This is a genomic window from Salinimicrobium aquimaris (genome assembly GCF_035607535.1).
In the GTDB taxonomy this organism is placed as follows: Bacteria; Bacteroidota; Bacteroidia; order Flavobacteriales; family Flavobacteriaceae; genus Salinimicrobium.
Window position 1 is genome coordinate 96,366 of sequence record NZ_JAYDZX010000002.1, and the last position, 16,425, is coordinate 112,790.

Here is a 16,425-nt window from a genome sequence, read left to right on the forward strand (position 1 = left end):
AAAATTGATAATGAAAAATTCGATCTATTTACTAATGATGTTCCTTGGCCTGGCACTTACTAGCTGTGAGCCAATGGAAGACCTCCACGATGAAGTGGATGATAGAATAGAAGGAACACCTGTGATTGGGGTTGAAGAGTATACTCTTACTGCCGATGATTATGAGACCTGGGACCTGCAAAATAATTATTTTGCATCTCTTGAGGATGCAGGCGATTCAATTCCAAAGTTTCTTTCAGAAAATTTCCCACTTTGGGGAGAAGGATCCCTTGCTCAAATAACCTTTGATCTTAATGCCCCGAATACTCCTGAAGATTATACAGTTCAGGAGGAAGGTTACGAGGCTGTAGGTCTTGACAGAAATTACTTCACCAGTACAACAGAAATCAAGGATTTCCTTGAAATGCAGTTTCCACAGGCGAGGCTTAACGATTACGTGAGACTTACCTACAGGACTGTAGCTGTAGAAGTATCTTATGAACTTGACGATGATGATTTTGATCTTATCGAAAAGGAATTAGAAGCTGTTTATCCTGATCCTGCTTCAAGTGCAGGTAGATATGGAAACTTTGACAGAAGAGAAGATAGAGATGCTTATTGGAGCAATGAAATGATTCTTGAAGCTCTTAACGTGGTGATGCAAAAGAATTTCCCAGGAATTGAAGGCCAAACCTATGAGGTTTCTTATGAGATCTATAATGGGAATCCTGGTGTTGAAAGTATGAAGCTGCGATACAATGGTACTTCTTATGTTCCGTTTGGGGCAACTGCGTATGACATGTCAAATGCCGATTTTGATTTTGTTGGTGCCGAGCTTGCAGATGAATATCCTGGTCCTGCTGCCAATGCTGCACAGTACCATAGCTTTGATATTAGATCTACCAGCTCTAACTACTGGAGTGAAGAAATGATCCTTGAGGCTATTAATATTCTTCTTATGGAAAGATATCCAAATGCTTCTGAGGGTGCTCAATTTAATGTAAGCCACAGAAGATATAATGGAGAAGGAGTAAACAGTGTTGTTCTTTCTGTAGTATTAACCGATGGTGAGTACGTAATCAATGAGGAGGAGACAATCTCTACTGTAATGGATACTGAAGTATTTGCATTTGGAGATAACATGTGGCATGTGCCATTAACTTTGCCTAGTGGAATCTATCAAGGTGAATTTGGACAGAGGTTTGGTAATTTTGGAAATGAAGCTGATGCCGGTTTCTATATTGGAAGATGGCTGGAGCCACGTTTCCCGTACGCTCAGGATGGAGATTTCATTTCTGTTGAATACAAATTGTTTGTTGGAAGTGTAGTAACCCGCTATGCAAGTTTTGTATACAATGAAGAGGAAAGAGAGTGGGATTTTATTCCAACTGTAATTCCTTACACACTTCAGTTTGGGTATGAAGATACAGGATGGGTAGTTGATAACACAATAGTATATGTTCTGACTGATTCTGATTACGAATACATCGAGTCACAACTTATAGATGAGTATCCTGGACCTGCAGATAGCGCCGGTTATTATAAGAACTTTGACAGAAGACCGGGTAACGCAAACCAGTGGACAGATGAAATGATCGTGGAAGCCATGAGTGCATTACTCAATGGTAAGGTTGCGCCGAATGCTGAAGAAGGTCAGAAATATTTGATGACGTTTGATGTGTATATAGGTAGAGCCGCGGTAGAACAGATTCACCTTATCAAAACTGATGGAGAGTGGGTTCCTGTAAAATAATAGCAGAATAATCAAAAGCAAAAACCTCTTATCTTGTATGAGAGGTTTTTGTGTTTATGAACTTTGCCATTTTGGCAGAATAAATAAGAGAAGAAGAATGAAAGAGTTTAAGAAAATGCTGTTTGTGAGTGCTCTCGCACTCGTAATGGGTTGTAGCACAGAAGATGATGGTGGTGGAAGTGTAACACCTCCTGTTGACCCCCCTGTAGAAGAAGTACCTGTAGCTGTAGATGACGAAGTGACTACATCAGAAAACACTTCGGTTGAAATTACAGGGCTCCTGTCAAACGATACCATTTATGATTCTGTAAGAATAACAGCTTTTGATACAGAAACGCAGGAAGGAGGTACAGTTTCCGCAGGTAGCAGTAACACCTATACCTATACTCCACCGGACAATTTTACCGGTATGGATTCTTTTAATTATACTATTTGTGATAACGCTTCGACCCCTAATTGTGATTCTGCCACAGTAAATATTACGGTTACGGCTTCCTCGCCAACGGCAGTGGATGATAGCTATGAAACTCAGGAAGATAAGATACTCAAGATCATCAGTCATTTAAATAATGATGATCTGGCAGACAACTCCGATATAACAGAAGTAGGAGTGGAAGGAACAAAGGGAACGGTGGTTCTGGAAGATGATGGAGACATCCTGTACACACCCGAAGAGGGCTTTGTTGGAGAAGATACCTTCACCTATACCATTTGTGATGATGACGAAACCCCTACCTGTGATACAGCAACCATTACAATCACCGTTGTAGATGAAGGTTCGCCTGTAGCAGTTGATGATGAGGTAGTAGTGCAAATAGGAGCAAGCAATGTTATCTTTTCAAACCTGTTGGCTAATGACAATATTATTGATGATGCAACTATTACTTCTGTAGAGCAAACCGGAAGTGGTTCTGTTGTACTTAACGGGGATGGCACCGTAACTTATAATCCTCCCTCTGGATTTGAAGGAGAAGATACTTTTACTTATACATTGTGCGATGATGATGAAACTCCAACCTGTTCAACAGCAACTGTAACTGTACTTGTTGTACAGCCGGTTTCATTTAATATTCCTGCAGATCTTCAGCAGTATTATTCAGGTGTTACCTTAACACAGGATCCAACCCTGCTAAAAGCTGAACTTGCTACTCATACCGAGGTTAAGCATATCAATAAGCTGGAATATCCCATGCGTCACGATTATCTCTATGATGCAGATGCAGATCTTGATGATCCAAATTTTGTAGTGCTTATGTACACAGGAGAACTTCGGCCTGATGATGAGTATTGGGAAGGAAGCACCAGAGATGAGTGGGAAACCTTTAATACCGAACATATTTATCCTCAGTCAAAGTTAGAAGGAAATGTTAATTTCGAGGAAGCAAAAAACGATTTACACCACCTTAGATCTACTGATATTGAAATAAATGAAATGCGTTCCAACTACCCTTTTACTGAAGGCAGTGGAGATTATGAGCTTATAAGCGGGAACAGCTGGTATCCCGGTGATGAGTGGAAAGGTGATGTAGCCAGAATGGTAATGTATGTGCACCTGAAGTACGGTGAGCCTTTCTCTGATGTCGGCAGCCTCGAAATGTTCCTGAGATGGAATGTTGAAGATCCCGTTTCTGCGTTTGAATTGCAACGCCAGGAAGTGATCGAAGGAGCCCAGGGGAACAGAAATCCTTTTATTGATAATCCATACTTCGCTACCCTTATCTGGGGAGGACCCGAAGCTGAAAATCTTTGGGAATAGTCCCGGAGAAAGTAAATAAAGCCGCTCCCTATGGAGCGGTTTTTTTATTCAAAACCGTTATCTTTACCTGTGTAAAACAACAATCATGTACGAAACTGTATTTTTCATCCACTCCTGGTGGGCCTACCTTGTTCTCCTGGTTTTAATTTTTGCAACTGTAAATTCCATTATTGGGCTTTCTTCAAAAAAAGACTACGGCGCAACAGATTTTCGCCTAGCCTTATTCACATTAATTGTTTCTCATATTCAGTTGTTGATAGGACTTGTACTGTACTTTGTAAGTCCCTATTTTAAGGCATTTGGGGACGTGGGAATGGGAGATGTCATGAAGGATTCCACACTGCGTCTATACCTTGTAGAGCACCCGCTAATGATGATCATCGCCCTGGTATTGATCACTATGGGCTATTCAAAACATAAGAAGAAACTCACCTCAAAACCAAAGTTTAAAACCCTTTCTATTTTCTACGGAATTGCCCTGATCTTTATTCTATCCAGAATACCATGGGCTGCCTGGTTTTAATCAATTTGCTTAGTGAGCAGGATATATACCGGGAAGTGATCGCTGAAGCCTCCTGTAAATCCTGAGCTCCCAAAGCTGCGGAAAGGATAATTCTTATAAGCTCCTGATGGGGTGACAAGAAATGGCTCGTTAAAAACATAGGCCCTGTAAAATGTGAAATTTGCAGGGTCTTTTTCTATTAGGGGCTTTGAGACCATGATCTGGTCAAACAAATTCCATTGATCCCTGTATGCCGAAGTACCTACGCCACTTGAAGCAATAGAAACAAAAGGATTATAGAATCCTTTGAAGCCTACCTGTTCCTTTTTTGCTTTTGCACACAAAACATTGGAAATATTATCGTCTAAGGGGTCATCGTTAAAATCCCCCATATTAATGATCTTACCATAAGGATCGATTCTTTGCAGGGAATCGATTACTTTGAGATTTAGTTTTGCAGCACTTTCTCTTTTGTAACTGCTCGCTTTCTCGCCTCCGCTTCTGGAAGGCCAATGGTTCACTATTATATGAAGCGTTTCCCCGTCAAGAGTTCCGCTAACGGCCAGTTGATCCCGGGTGTAATCTCTTTTTGCCGTATTGGTTTTTTCAAAAAGGACTAAGGAGTGTTTTTGTGCATTTTCAAGAGTGAATAATTTGGACCGGTAAAGTAGTGCCACATCAATTCCCCGTTCATCGGGAGAATCGAAATGCACGATCTCGTACCCATAGGGTGCCAAAAGAGGCATTTTTAAAAGGTCTTCAAGCACCTGCCGGTTCTCTACCTCACTTAAGCCAATAACAACCGGAGGAGCTCCTGTAATATCCCTTCCTATGCGGGAAATAACCAGGGAAAGGTTTTCGAGCTTCTTTTGATAAAGCTCAGCTGTCCAACGATTTTTTCCTGAAGGAGTGAAGTCCTCATCAAAGATCTGTGGATCAACAAAGTTATCAAATAGATTTTCCACATTATAGAAGGCGATGCTCACCACCTTATAGTCCTTCTTTTCCTGTGGAAAAACAGGCCAGTACACAACCGGACCTGCAATAAGGCTCAGCAATAAAAAATATTTTATAACCACCTGATTTTTATTTTGTTAAATGTGATGTGCAGCAGATTAAAGATAGAAATTTAAATGTATTATTGCGCCGTAAATGCCTCCCCTTTAATGGTATATGAAAGAAATCTTTTTGGGGAGGATACTTCCTCTCTTTTTGTTGCTGCAGTGCGGTGAATTAAAAGCTCAGGGTGTTACCGGTACCGTCATTAACGAATTTTCAGGTCGTACACTTTCGGGGGTTTCTATTAAAATTTCAGGCACCGGGATGGAGAATTTCACCGATGTGAATGGAGTATTTGTTCTTTCTGAAGATCTTTCTGAGGGCGAATATATCCTGACCTTCTCTAAAAACGGCTTTTTTGACAAGTATTATCCTGTCAAGATTTTCTCAGAATTTATTGACCTGGGAATAATTGCCCTGAGACCTGATCTGCCCGAAATGCAGCAGCAATTGGCGGTTATATCTCTTGAGGAACACGAGCTGGTTGAAGAGGATGGAAGTTCGGCTAACATTTCCGGATTATTACAGGCCTCAAGGGATGTGTTTCTCAATGCTGCGGCTTATGATTTCAGCCCCACCTTTTTCAGACCCCGCGGCTATGATAGTGAATATTCCAAAGTGTACATTAACGGTGTGGAAATGAATAAATTTTTCACCGGCAGACCCCTTTGGAGTAATTGGGGAGGATTAAATGATGTGCAGAGGAATCAGGAATTCACCTACGGTACTGCGGTTTCAGAATCCTCTTTTGGCAGTCCGGCGGGTACGACCAACATAATCATGAGAGCTTCCCAATATCCTAACGGAGGTAAATTTTCTTATGCGGCTGCCAATAGATCTTATACAGGAAGAGTAATGGGGAGTTATCACAGCGGCCTGTTACCTTCAGGATGGGCTTATTCTTTATCACTATCAACGAGGTTTGGCAGGGAAGGTTATGTGGAAGGCAGTTCTTATGATGCCTCATCTCTTTTTACTTCAGTAGAAAAAAAGGTGAACGATGCGCACAGTATCAACTTTTCAGCAATATATACTCCCGTCAGCGTTGGGAAAAGTTCACCTGTCTCCGAAGAAGTAGCCGCACTAAAAGGGCAGAAATATAATTCCTACTGGGGTTGGGATAAAGGAGAGATTAGAAATTCCCGAATAAGGGAAGTGCAGGAGCCCCTTTTGATGCTCAACCACACCTGGTCCATAAATGATGACCTGAAGATCAACTCCAACGTGGCTTATCAATTTGGAAAAATTGGTAACAGCAGAATTGACTATGGAGGCAGCCGGGTATATTATGATGCGGGCGGTGAGGAGATCTTGATAGGTGGTGGCAGTAATCCCGACCCGGCATATTACCAGAATTTGCCGTCATACCATTTGCGCAATACATATGCACCCGATTATCGCTCTGCTTTCCTGGCAGAGCAGGATTTCCGGAAGAACGGGCAGCTTAAATGGAATGACCTTTACCTTGCTAACCAAACTTCTTTAATGGCGGGAGGTAATGCCATTTATGCCCTTTATGAAGACAGAAACGACGATCGCCAGATTTCGGGAAATTCCAGTTTTCGGTATCAGTGGAATCCACAGGTCGTGCTATCAGGCGGAGTTGCTTACCGTCAGCTTAGCAGTGAGAATTTCGCTTCGGTGCTGGATCTTTTCGGGGCGGTTAATTTTCTTGATGTAGATTCGTTTTCTTCAGGTTCTGAAGCACAGAACGACCTGCAAAATCCAAACCGACTGGTTACCGAAAATGACAAATTCAAGTACAATTATTTTCTTGATGCAAAGAACGGCAACGGCTTTATTCAGGCAGAATTCAATCTCAAAAGATTAGAATTTTACATGGCTGCCCAGGGCTCAGGAACCTCTTTTCAACGCAGAGGGATCTTCCAGAACGGCAATTTTCCGAATAATTCTTTAGGTGAAAGTGAGCTGCTCAATTTTGGAAATTATGGAGCAAAATCGGGACTTACATATAAAATGACCGGGAGGCACTATTTTACTGCTAATCTGGCTCATTTTACCAGACCACCCGGTCTTCGTAACAGCTTTTCCAATGTACGTCAGAACAATGATGCGGTTATTGGCCTCAAAAATGAAAATGTTTTTACTGCCGATGCTGGCTACAATATTCGTACTCCCTTCCTCACAGGAAGACTTACAGGATTTTACGGTGAATTCCGGGATATCACCGAAGTCTCTTTCTTTTACGCCGATGGGATCACAGGATCTGCCCGGGATGTAAGTAACGCATTTGTGCAGGAGATCCTTACGGGAATTGGCAAAAAGCATGTAGGTATAGAATTTGGCTTTGAAGTGCCTCTCAACAGTACCTTGAAACTGCGTTCAGCAGGCACATTCGGGGATTATACTTTTCATAAGAATCCCGAAGTCTATCTTACTTCTGATGACTTTCCGGAAGTAAGACAAATGGGAAGATCTTCTTTGAAGAATTACCATCTTTCAGGAGGCCCGCAACAAGCACTTCAGGCAGGATTCGAATACCGGGACCCGGCGTACTGGTGGATCTCTGCATCAGCAAATTTCTTTTCAAAGGCTTTTATTGATGTAGCGCCTCTCACCAGGACCCGAAATTTTTATACAGATGTTGATGGACTTCCACTCGTGGGCTATGATGAAAAAGTAGCCTCACAACTGCTAAGGCAGGAAGAATTTCCAAACTACATGCTTATTAACATGGTAGGTGGTAAATCCTGGAGGTTAAAGAACAGGTTTGTGGGAGTATTTGGAAGTCTTAATAACATTCTCGACACCGTCTACAAAACCGGAGGTTACGAACAGTCCCGAAATGTCAATTACAGCTTACTTAAAGCCGACATGGAACGGGAGCAGCCATTATTTGGTTCTAAATACTGGTTCGGTACCGGCACAACTTATTACGCTCACGTTTATTACAGATTTTAAAAATGAGGAGAATTTTGCCCTTTTTGAGCCTGCTGCTGTTGGCAGGTTGTGCACCCGAGGATGATCATGAGACATCCGGTGTAACTGCCGACCTGGCATTGAAGACGAATATTGACTTAGAGGCAGTAATGGGTTTATTTTTCCAGAATCAGGATAGGGTCTTGTCCTTTGAGGAGGATATGGTCATGGAAGCTTATGTTGTTTCCAGTGATGAAGCAGGTAATTTTTATAAAGAGTTGGTTATCCAAAACAAAAAACAGGATCCAACTGCAGGGCTAACTATTAAGCTGAATATGAATTCTTATTACCAGTTCTACAACTTCGGAAGAAAGATCTACATCAATCTGAACGGCTTGAGTGTGGGTAATGTCAATGGGGTTGCAGCTCTTGGTGTCGCTGAAGGTAACCAGATCATCAATATTCCGCAGTCCCGGATCTCCTACCATCTTACAAGAAGTGCAGAAGTTGCACATATTGTACCCAAGATAATTACGGCTTCCGAATTTAATGACCCACTGGAAAATCTTTACGTCCAGATCAATAACGTCCAATTCAACAAATTACTGGTCGGTCCAAACAGGACTGCTACCTATGCAGCTGAATCAAATGATGAATATGATGGGGAAAGGCTGCTGGAAAGTTGTTCAGGCGATTTTCCATTCATTCTAAGCACCAGTACCTATGCCGATTTTGCCGCTTTAAAACTCCCTTCGGGTTCAGGAAATATTAAAGGGATCCTCACCCGTGATTATTATGACGATTTTTATACCGTATATGTAAATCTTCCGGGGGATGTTGATTTGAACCGGAATTCCCGATGTGATCCCGAGGTGATCACGTGTGGCCTGGCGGTTCAAAGGGGTTCTAAGATTCTTTTTGAGGAGGATTTTAGTACTCAAAAGAATAACAAACCTGTTGAAGGAAAGGGTTGGAAAAACTTGATTCAGGAAGGCTCCCGTCCCTGGGAAGCCTATACTTCCACAGGTGCAAATGCTTCATTGGGAAGATCGGCCAGGATGCGTCCTCCCGGTTCAGGTGACAGCCGAAGTGTAAGCTGGTTGATCACTCCCAGAATAAATTTTGATTCTAACAGCGGAGAAGTCCTTTCCTTTAAAACCTCCACCAGTTTTGCAAACGGTAGTTTTATGGACGTGCTAATCTCCACCGACTGGGATGGAGTTGAAGAAAACCTGTTGACGGCAGAATGGAAGGTCCTATCTGCTGCTTATATAGCGCAGAACAACGACTTCTTTGGCGACTGGATCTCTTCTGGCCTGGTGGATCTTTCATGTGTGAATGGAAAAGGATATATCGCTTTTAGGTACACCGGCAGCGATCATCTTTACTATAATGGAGTATATGAGCTTGACGATGTTTTAATTACGGCCGACTAATCCAAGGAGAGAAAAGCTATCTTTGCAGCAAAATTTATCTGCGTGCAAAAAGAATTCTCTTTACAAGTATCCCCTGAAATTGCCGGCAATGCCGAAGCTTTAAAACATCACCTGTCACGGGAGAAAGAATTCCCGTTTCAGGAAATTCGACATGTAGATGTAATCAAGAGAAGTATAGATGCGCGGCAAAAGAAGGTGAAAATTAACCTGAAGGTCAATGTCTATTTAAATGAAGATTTCAAGGCGGTAAAGATAAATATTCCGGAATATGAAGATGTCTCGAAGGAGGAACCGGTAATTATCGTCGGGGCAGGACCCGCCGGACTTTTTGCTGCGCTGAGGTGTATTGAGTTAGGGAAGAAGCCTATTGTTATAGAAAGGGGAAAGGATGTGCGTGCCCGCCGTAGGGACCTTAAAAAGCTGAATATTGAGCATGTTGTAAATGAGGATTCCAATTACTGTTTTGGAGAGGGGGGAGCCGGTACATATTCTGATGGCAAACTCTACACCCGAAGTAAAAAAAGGGGAGACGTAAACAGAATTCTTGAGCTGTTGGTGGCGTTTGGAGCAACAAAGCAGATCCTGGTGGAGGCTCATCCTCATATCGGGACGAACAAGTTACCTGCCATTATTCAGGATATTACAAAAGCTATTATAGAGCATGGGGGAGAGGTGCTCTTTGATTCCCGCGTTGTGGATATCTTAATCAAAAATAACGCAGTTGATGGTGTGCTTTTAAGAGACGGTCGAAAGATAGCTGCCAAAAAGGTTATTTTAGCGACCGGTCATTCTGCCAGGGATATTTTTGAACTGCTTTACAACAAGAACATTCATATTGAGGCCAAGCCATTTGCACTCGGGGTGAGGGTAGAGCATCCACAGGCATTGATCGACAGGATACAATATCACACGGAAAACAGGGGTGAATTTTTACCGCCTTCTTCCTACAGCATCGTGAAGCAAGTGGAAGGCAGGGGAGTTTACTCTTTCTGTATGTGCCCCGGCGGAATTATTGCACCCTGTGCCACTGCACCCGGTGAGGTCGTGACCAATGGCTGGTCTCCGAGCAAGAGGGATCAGGCGACAGCAAATTCGGGAATTGTAGTGGAAATAAGACCTTCAGATTTTGCCATTTTTGGGGACTCTCCTTTGGCAGCTCTAAGGTTTCAGCAGGAAGTTGAAAAAAATGCCTGGATCGCCGGTGGTAAAACTCAAACCGCACCGGCACAAAGACTGGTCGATTTTAGCAACGGGAAGATTTCAGGCGACCTTCCTCACAGTTCTTATACGCCGGGAATTGTTTCAGCTGATCTTGGAGAAGTGCTACCCGGTTTTGTACATAAAAGCCTTCAGAAGGGATTTGTGGAATTTGGAAAAAGCATGAAAGGTTACTTCACCAATGAAGCTGTTGTCCACGCTACAGAGTCCAGAACATCTTCACCTGTTCGTATTCCAAGGGACCGGGTGACTCTTGAACATGTACAAATTAAGGGGCTATATCCCTGCGGGGAAGGTGCCGGTTATGCCGGCGGAATAGTTTCTGCTGCTATCGATGGAGAAAAATGTGCAGAAAAGGCTGTGCTGGCATTTAAATAGAATGCTGATAATTTGAATTTAAAAGGAATAGGCACTGTAATTATTCTGCAAGGCTATTCTTCTTCTTCACTCTTTTTCTCCAGGAGGAGACCAAAACTACCGCTGAAATCAATTACATCTGTTGTATCATCAACATTATAGGCAGTGACATCAAAAGTTCCTTCAACTATGTCATCATCTGCATATGTAATCTCTATATCACTAGGGTTATCCATCTGTGGCAGATCCTCCCAAAAATTGCCATCGTCGGCCCAGAAATAAGAATAACCTACGTCTTTTTTATATCCGGTAGTGTAACTGCCAACCCCATTATAAAAGCAAAAATAAATTCCCATTTCTCCCCAACCTTCCTCATATGCAAAAATGCCCAGAGCGGGGATGCCTGACTCAAATCCTATACTTTTAGCTGCTGCCATAGATTCAGGATCCTTAATCTCAAATTTTTTGCCGGCCAACTCTCCTTTGAAAAATTCTTCATACACGAGAGTGTCTTCTAAATTTACTTCATCCTGTACCTCTTCTTTTTCACAGGAAATGATAAAAAACATTATCAACAAAACACAACAAAATTTTGCCTTCATAATACAAATTTTTAAGAATTGATAACTGAAGGGGGAAAGGTTGTGTAGGGTAATTATCTAAAATTAAGCATATTATGATTTATTTGCAACAAGATGAAAAAAAATCTCACGCAAGTTAATTTTTGGTGAGATTCAAGAATTTGAAGCCGATGGTTTACTATTTTACTTTAGTGTTTCTTCATATAGGCCTCTTTATAAGGTGACCAGATCTCATACATGGGTTCTCCCTTGGAACTTTTTCCGCTGTGATGCCACTCTCCATCCTTTACATCGTAGTCAAAGCTAAGACTGGCACCTACGCGACTGTCATCCCGGGAAAAGAATTCGATGTTTTCGATGTATTTTCCGTCTTCGGCCGTGTAAGTTCCCCCTCCGGTTCCGGAGAATTCCCCGGTATCTGAGTTGAAAGCCACCCATTGGAATCTGTCACCTCCAAGGATCTTGATAGTCCGTCTGGCTCCGGGAGTGCTTCGGCTGAGTTCTCCGTTTCTTTGTCTTCCGGTGATCACCCAGTTACCCGAAAGCTCGTTCACGTCATCTGATATCCTTCTCCAGGTGTAGGTAGTGCCATCCTCGGCCGTTAGGATAAGCAAATTTTGCTGCATCTCGGTGGGTTCAAAGATCCTTGTGGCTCCAACCATGTTCTTGTTTTCTGTATCGAAGTCGTAAGTTTCGCTGTAGGTGTCATTGAGGGAGAATTCCCCTCCGGCAGCACTTATGAATTTATTAGAACCTTTTTCCCGGGATCCCTGGGAAAAATAGCCATCCATGTAGATCCTTACCGTCTCCCGATCATTAACTGGTTGATCATTGATCTCAAGAAGTTGCCAGGATCCCTCCAGGTCCTGTGCGGTTGCCATTGAAAAGAACAACAGCAAGGGTAGCAGAAGTAGATTTTTCATATTCAGTGATTTAGCTCATCTAAAATAATGAAATTTTCAATCACTCTTCTTCTTCCCCATCACTATATGTATCATATTCCGGGTACAGGAAATTGTTGTAGGGAAAACGGGTAATGTGGATCTCCCTAACTGCCTCGTAAACTTTCTTCCTGAATTCTTCCAGGTTCTCCTTGTTGAGTGCAGAAATGAACAGGACATTATCACCGAGACGGTTCATCCAGGTATTTCTCCATTCTGCCAGGGTATTATGAGAGCTTGTTTTTTCTGTCATCAAATCATCTTCTTCGATCTTTTCAGCTTCATAAGCGTCGATCTTGTTGAAAACCATTAGGGTGGGTTTCTCTGCACTTTTAATCTCTGCCAGGATCTGGTTCACAGAAGAGATATGATCTTCAAATTGAGGATGCGAAATGTCTACAACGTGCAGTAACAGGTCTGCTTCGCGAACTTCATCAAGTGTAGATTTAAAGGATTCTACCAGCTGAGTAGGTAATTTTCTAATAAATCCTACTGTATCTGTAAGCAGAAAAGGAAGGTTGCGAATTACCACTTTTCGCACTGTAGTATCGAGGGTGGCAAAAAGCTTGTTTTCAGCAAAGACCTTGCTTTTGCTAATCACGTTCATCAAAGTGGATTTCCCAACATTTGTATAACCTACCAATGCAACCCGCACCAGCTGTCCGCGGTTGCCGCGCTGTACTTCCATCTGCTTGTCGATGGTCTCCAGCTTCTTTTTTAACAGGGAGATCTTGTCGCGAACAATCCGGCGGTCTGTTTCGATCTCTGTTTCCCCTGGTCCTCTCATTCCAATACCTCCACGCTGTCTTTCAAGGTGAGTCCACATTCCGGCAAGTCGTGGCAGGAGATATTGGTACTGTGCTAATTCTACCTGGGTACGGGCATAGCTTGTAGTAGCACGCTGGGCAAAAATGTCGAGAATAAGATTGGTCCTGTCAAGGACTTTGCAATTAAGTACCCGTTCAATATTCTTCTGTTGAGCAGGAGAAAGTTCGTCATCAAAAATGGCAGTTCCCACTTCATTATCACTAATGTAACTGCGAACTTCCTCCATTTTTCCCGAACCAATGAAGGTTTTAGGATCTGGCCGCTCCATTTTCTGAGTGTATCGCTTTACAACTTCACCACCTGCGGTATAAGTCAAAAATTCAAGTTCATCGAGATATTCATCAAGCTTTTCTTCATTCTGTTCCCGGGTGATGATCCCGATCAACACTACTTTTTCGTATTCGAGATTGTTCTTTTCTAGCATATTGATCTTCCTATATGAACAAAGTTACATAAATCCATAGTACATGAGTAGTAACTAACCGGGAGGAGCTCTTAAAGCTTCCCCAAAAATGACATTTTTGGATACTTCTTTTTGAGATTAGAAGTTGTAGGTTAGACCGGCTCCAAATACTTCACGTATCTGAAATGCCCCCACAGTATTATCATCGTAGATAGCCTGGAAGATAAGATTGGCAGAAATAAATTTATTCACTGTCATTTCGAGGTTCATGAGGTAGTCAATATCGATGTTCCCGGGCTTATCAAGATAATTGGAATATAGACTCAAAGAGTTTTCCAGGGTCACATTTGTAACGATCTCATTCTTAAGATAAGCATTGACGGAGGCCCCCAGCTCAAATCTCGAACTTTCTCCTGCATCGACACCAAAATAAGCCCCGTCCTGATATCCCGGAACACTGGTGAAATCACTATCCACAAAAATAAAGCGAGCCGTTGCCGGTGCGAGGTTAAACCAAAAATCTTCGCTTTTTTTCCACATCATCCCGGGTCCAAACTGCAAATAGGCAGGGGAAAGAAAGTGGGTGGTTTCCCTTCGAATTTCAACTCCTTCAGCATTGTTTGAATAAACATATCCTTTGCTGAATTGTGTCCTGAAATTTGTAAAGAAGGAATAATACCAGTTAGAGTTCTCCAGTTGTTTACCTGCAATAGAATTCAATTCTAACCTATCGCTCGTTTTACGGGTGAATTCGTCCCCTTTTAATTTTGTGAGGCCGTAATTAGCAATTACTTTGTTGTCCCAGGTGAAATTGCCATTTCTATAATTGAAATTATAGTCAAGCATAAGGTTCCCCGCTACACTCGAAGTTCCACCTCCAGTCCACTCTTTATTAAAAGCCGATTGGTTGAATAACACCTGAAATTTACCTTCGGAAGTCCAGCCGTTTGGAGGTGCATCCTCCTTTTCTTCTTGTGCGTTCCCTACTAACCCTGAAAGAATGAATACTGAAAGTAGAAGTTTCTTCATGTTTTATTTTTTGTAAAGCGGCACAGAAGAACATGCTTCGCCATACATAATGCTCTTCGCTACCGGCTGAAGTTTAGATATGAGTTGAAGATAAGCATTTTGAGGTACAGGCCTCCTTGAGCAACCTTTAATGATCACCGGGAGATCCCGATACTCTGAAAAATCCAGATTCTCAAGGATTTCAGTATATAAAATGGTTTCCAGGACCTCCAGATTTCCTACAACTACCTTTTTACAAACGGGAGCCAAATACGTGCTCAATAACATATAAGCCCAACCGGGAATTATAGCATCGCTGGAACAGGTGAGGGCAACATATTTTCCTTCGTATTGGTTCCAGTCGTGAGCTTTGGCTGTAGCCCGGAATTCCTTTTCTCTTAGCACAAACCCCTCCACAAGCCAGTCCTTAATATCAAATAAAACCCTTTCTCCGGCAGGATAGTGGTCCTCCAGGTCAAATGTGACAAGTTTAGAACTGGCTACCCGGTTTACAATTTCTTCGGCCATAGATGGTTTACAGGATTAGAGGTGGTATTGATTATAACATTCCAAGCTCCAGCTTGGCTTCTTCGCTCATAAGATCCTGGCTCCATGGCGGATCAAAAGTGATCTCTACTTCACAGTCGGTCACCTCCTGCAGTGTTTTCACTTTTTCCTCGACTTCCATGGGAAGGGATTCTGCCACCGGGCAATTTGGGGTGGTTAGTGTCATGAGGATCTTGATCTCATTGTCTTCACTTACCATTACGTCGTAGATCAACCCCAGTTCATATATATCTACTGGAATTTCAGGATCATAGATAGACTTTAGTACCCGTACGATCTTTTCTCCAAGTATTTCAGAATTTTGTGCGTGCTCCATTTCTAATTTAATTGTGTTTGATATGCAACTGCATACATTTTCAACTGCTTTATCATACTAACCAGTCCATTAGCTCGTGTAGGAGATAAATGCTCTTTCAACCCGATCTCATCAATAAAGGCGGTATCGGCTTCAATAATGTCTTTGGGATGTTGATTGGAATAAGCTCTTATAAGAATAGCAATTATCCCTTTGGTTATGATCGCATCACTATCGGCTGTGAATATAAGTCTGTCATCCTCCAGTTCGGCGTGAACCCAAACTTTACTTTGACAGCCCTTAATAAGATTTTCTTCAGTCTTGTATTTATCTTCAATTAGCGGAAGTGATTTTCCTAATTCGATCATGTGCTCATAACGCTGCATCCAGTCATCGAACATTTCGAATTCCTCTACAATGTCTTGCTGTATTTCTTTTATATTACTCACTTCGGTCAATTTTCGTTAATGTCAATAAGGCTTCATCACTTTCAGAAAAGATAATGATTTCTTTTCCGTTGTAGTTTATTCTGGCAACATCTTCAAAAGAGGAAAGGATCTTCCTCTCAATTTCCATCTTTCCCTCACAAAATTTTCTGGTACTCATGGGGGTGGAGAATTCCAGATCGTTCCCTTGTTGATTGTAATGAGCTGAAAACTGATTACAACCTGCGTTTCCGGATATCCTGTTGCCTAATGTTTCAAAATTGAAGATTATACTATCTGAAACCGGTTTATCTCCCTGTACCGCTATCACTTTATAACTTCCATCCAAACCTTCTTCTGAAACAGTATCAACAGTATTGGCACAGGAAATCAAGAGAACAGAAAATATCAGAAATAAAAAATTTCTCATTATCTGA

General features: G+C 42.1%; 15 protein-coding genes. 6 read left to right on the forward strand and 9 right to left on the reverse strand.

Annotated elements, in window-relative coordinates:
- Positions 1 to 10 precede the first annotated feature (10 nt).
- The 3 genes from VR862_RS04310 (at position 11) to VR862_RS04320 (ending at position 4,011) form a co-directional block, all read left to right on the forward strand.
- Complete coding sequence (locus VR862_RS04310) at positions 11 to 1,732, forward strand: hypothetical protein (RefSeq protein ID WP_324719732.1); 1,722 nt, start codon at positions 11 to 13, stop codon at positions 1,730 to 1,732.
- Between the two features lie 97 nt (positions 1,733 to 1,829).
- Entirely contained in the window at positions 1,830 to 3,488 is a 1,659-nt protein-coding gene (locus VR862_RS04315; RefSeq protein WP_324719733.1) for an Ig-like domain-containing protein, read from the forward strand.
- 85 nt (positions 3,489 to 3,573) lie between these two features.
- Positions 3,574 to 4,011: a hypothetical protein gene (locus VR862_RS04320; RefSeq protein ID WP_324719734.1), complete on the forward strand. Its 438-nt coding sequence runs from the start codon at positions 3,574 to 3,576 to the stop codon at positions 4,009 to 4,011.
- Here VR862_RS04320 and VR862_RS04325 read toward each other — a convergent pair.
- Positions 4,008 to 5,048 (reverse strand): endonuclease/exonuclease/phosphatase family protein, encoded by a 1,041-nt coding sequence (locus VR862_RS04325; RefSeq protein ID WP_324719735.1) that lies wholly within the window; start codon positions 5,046 to 5,048, stop codon positions 4,008 to 4,010. The genes VR862_RS04320 and VR862_RS04325 overlap by 4 nt on opposite strands.
- Before the next feature lie 115 nt (positions 5,049 to 5,163).
- On the opposite strand from VR862_RS04325, the gene VR862_RS04330 reads away from it, so the two are divergent.
- From VR862_RS04330 to VR862_RS04340, 3 genes are read left to right on the forward strand one after another with little or no spacing between them, the layout of a single operon-like run.
- On the forward strand, positions 5,164 to 7,971 hold the full coding sequence (locus VR862_RS04330) for a carboxypeptidase-like regulatory domain-containing protein (protein WP_324719736.1): 2,808 nt from the start codon (positions 5,164 to 5,166) through the stop codon (positions 7,969 to 7,971).
- A gap of 2 nt (positions 7,972 to 7,973) precedes the next feature.
- Positions 7,974 to 9,365 (forward strand): DUF5689 domain-containing protein, encoded by a 1,392-nt coding sequence (locus VR862_RS04335; protein WP_324719737.1) that lies wholly within the window; start codon positions 7,974 to 7,976, stop codon positions 9,363 to 9,365.
- 42 nt (positions 9,366 to 9,407) lie between these two features.
- Entirely contained in the window at positions 9,408 to 10,961 is a 1,554-nt protein-coding gene (locus VR862_RS04340) for an NAD(P)/FAD-dependent oxidoreductase (RefSeq protein ID WP_324719738.1), read from the forward strand.
- Between the two features lie 53 nt (positions 10,962 to 11,014).
- Here the strand turns inward: VR862_RS04340 and VR862_RS04345 are convergent, their stop codons facing one another.
- The 8 genes from VR862_RS04345 to VR862_RS04380 form a co-directional block, all read right to left on the reverse strand.
- Positions 11,015 to 11,542 carry a hypothetical protein gene (locus VR862_RS04345; RefSeq protein ID WP_324719739.1) on the reverse strand — a complete coding sequence of 176 codons (528 nt, stop codon included), beginning with the start codon at positions 11,540 to 11,542 and terminating at the stop codon, positions 11,015 to 11,017.
- Positions 11,543 to 11,709: 167 nt separating this feature from the next.
- Entirely contained in the window at positions 11,710 to 12,444 is a 735-nt protein-coding gene (locus VR862_RS04350) for a hypothetical protein (protein WP_324719740.1), read from the reverse strand.
- Positions 12,445 to 12,484: 40 nt separating this feature from the next.
- Positions 12,485 to 13,714, reverse strand: a complete 1,230-nt coding sequence (hflX, locus tag VR862_RS04355; protein WP_324719741.1) for a GTPase HflX — start codon at positions 13,712 to 13,714, stop codon at positions 12,485 to 12,487.
- Between the two features lie 117 nt (positions 13,715 to 13,831).
- Positions 13,832 to 14,722, reverse strand: a complete 891-nt coding sequence (locus VR862_RS04360; protein ID WP_324719742.1) for a DUF3078 domain-containing protein — start codon at positions 14,720 to 14,722, stop codon at positions 13,832 to 13,834.
- Positions 14,723 to 14,725: 3 nt separating this feature from the next.
- The gene (locus tag VR862_RS04365) at positions 14,726 to 15,229 is read right to left on the reverse strand and encodes a DUF2480 family protein (RefSeq protein WP_324719743.1); all 504 of its coding nucleotides are present in this window, start codon (positions 15,227 to 15,229) and stop codon (positions 14,726 to 14,728) included.
- Between the two features lie 31 nt (positions 15,230 to 15,260).
- A complete protein-coding gene (locus tag VR862_RS04370) occupies positions 15,261 to 15,584 on the reverse strand; it encodes an SUF system Fe-S cluster assembly protein (RefSeq protein WP_324719744.1) in 324 nt (107 codons plus the stop codon).
- Positions 15,585 to 15,586: 2 nt separating this feature from the next.
- Positions 15,587 to 16,012 carry a SufE family protein gene (locus tag VR862_RS04375; RefSeq protein ID WP_324719745.1) on the reverse strand — a complete coding sequence of 142 codons (426 nt, stop codon included), beginning with the start codon at positions 16,010 to 16,012 and terminating at the stop codon, positions 15,587 to 15,589.
- Positions 16,005 to 16,418, reverse strand: coding sequence for an META domain-containing protein (locus tag VR862_RS04380; protein ID WP_324719746.1), 414 nt, complete (start codon positions 16,416 to 16,418; stop codon positions 16,005 to 16,007). Before VR862_RS04380 ends, VR862_RS04375 begins: the two co-directional genes overlap by 8 nt.
- Positions 16,419 to 16,425 lie beyond the last annotated feature (7 nt).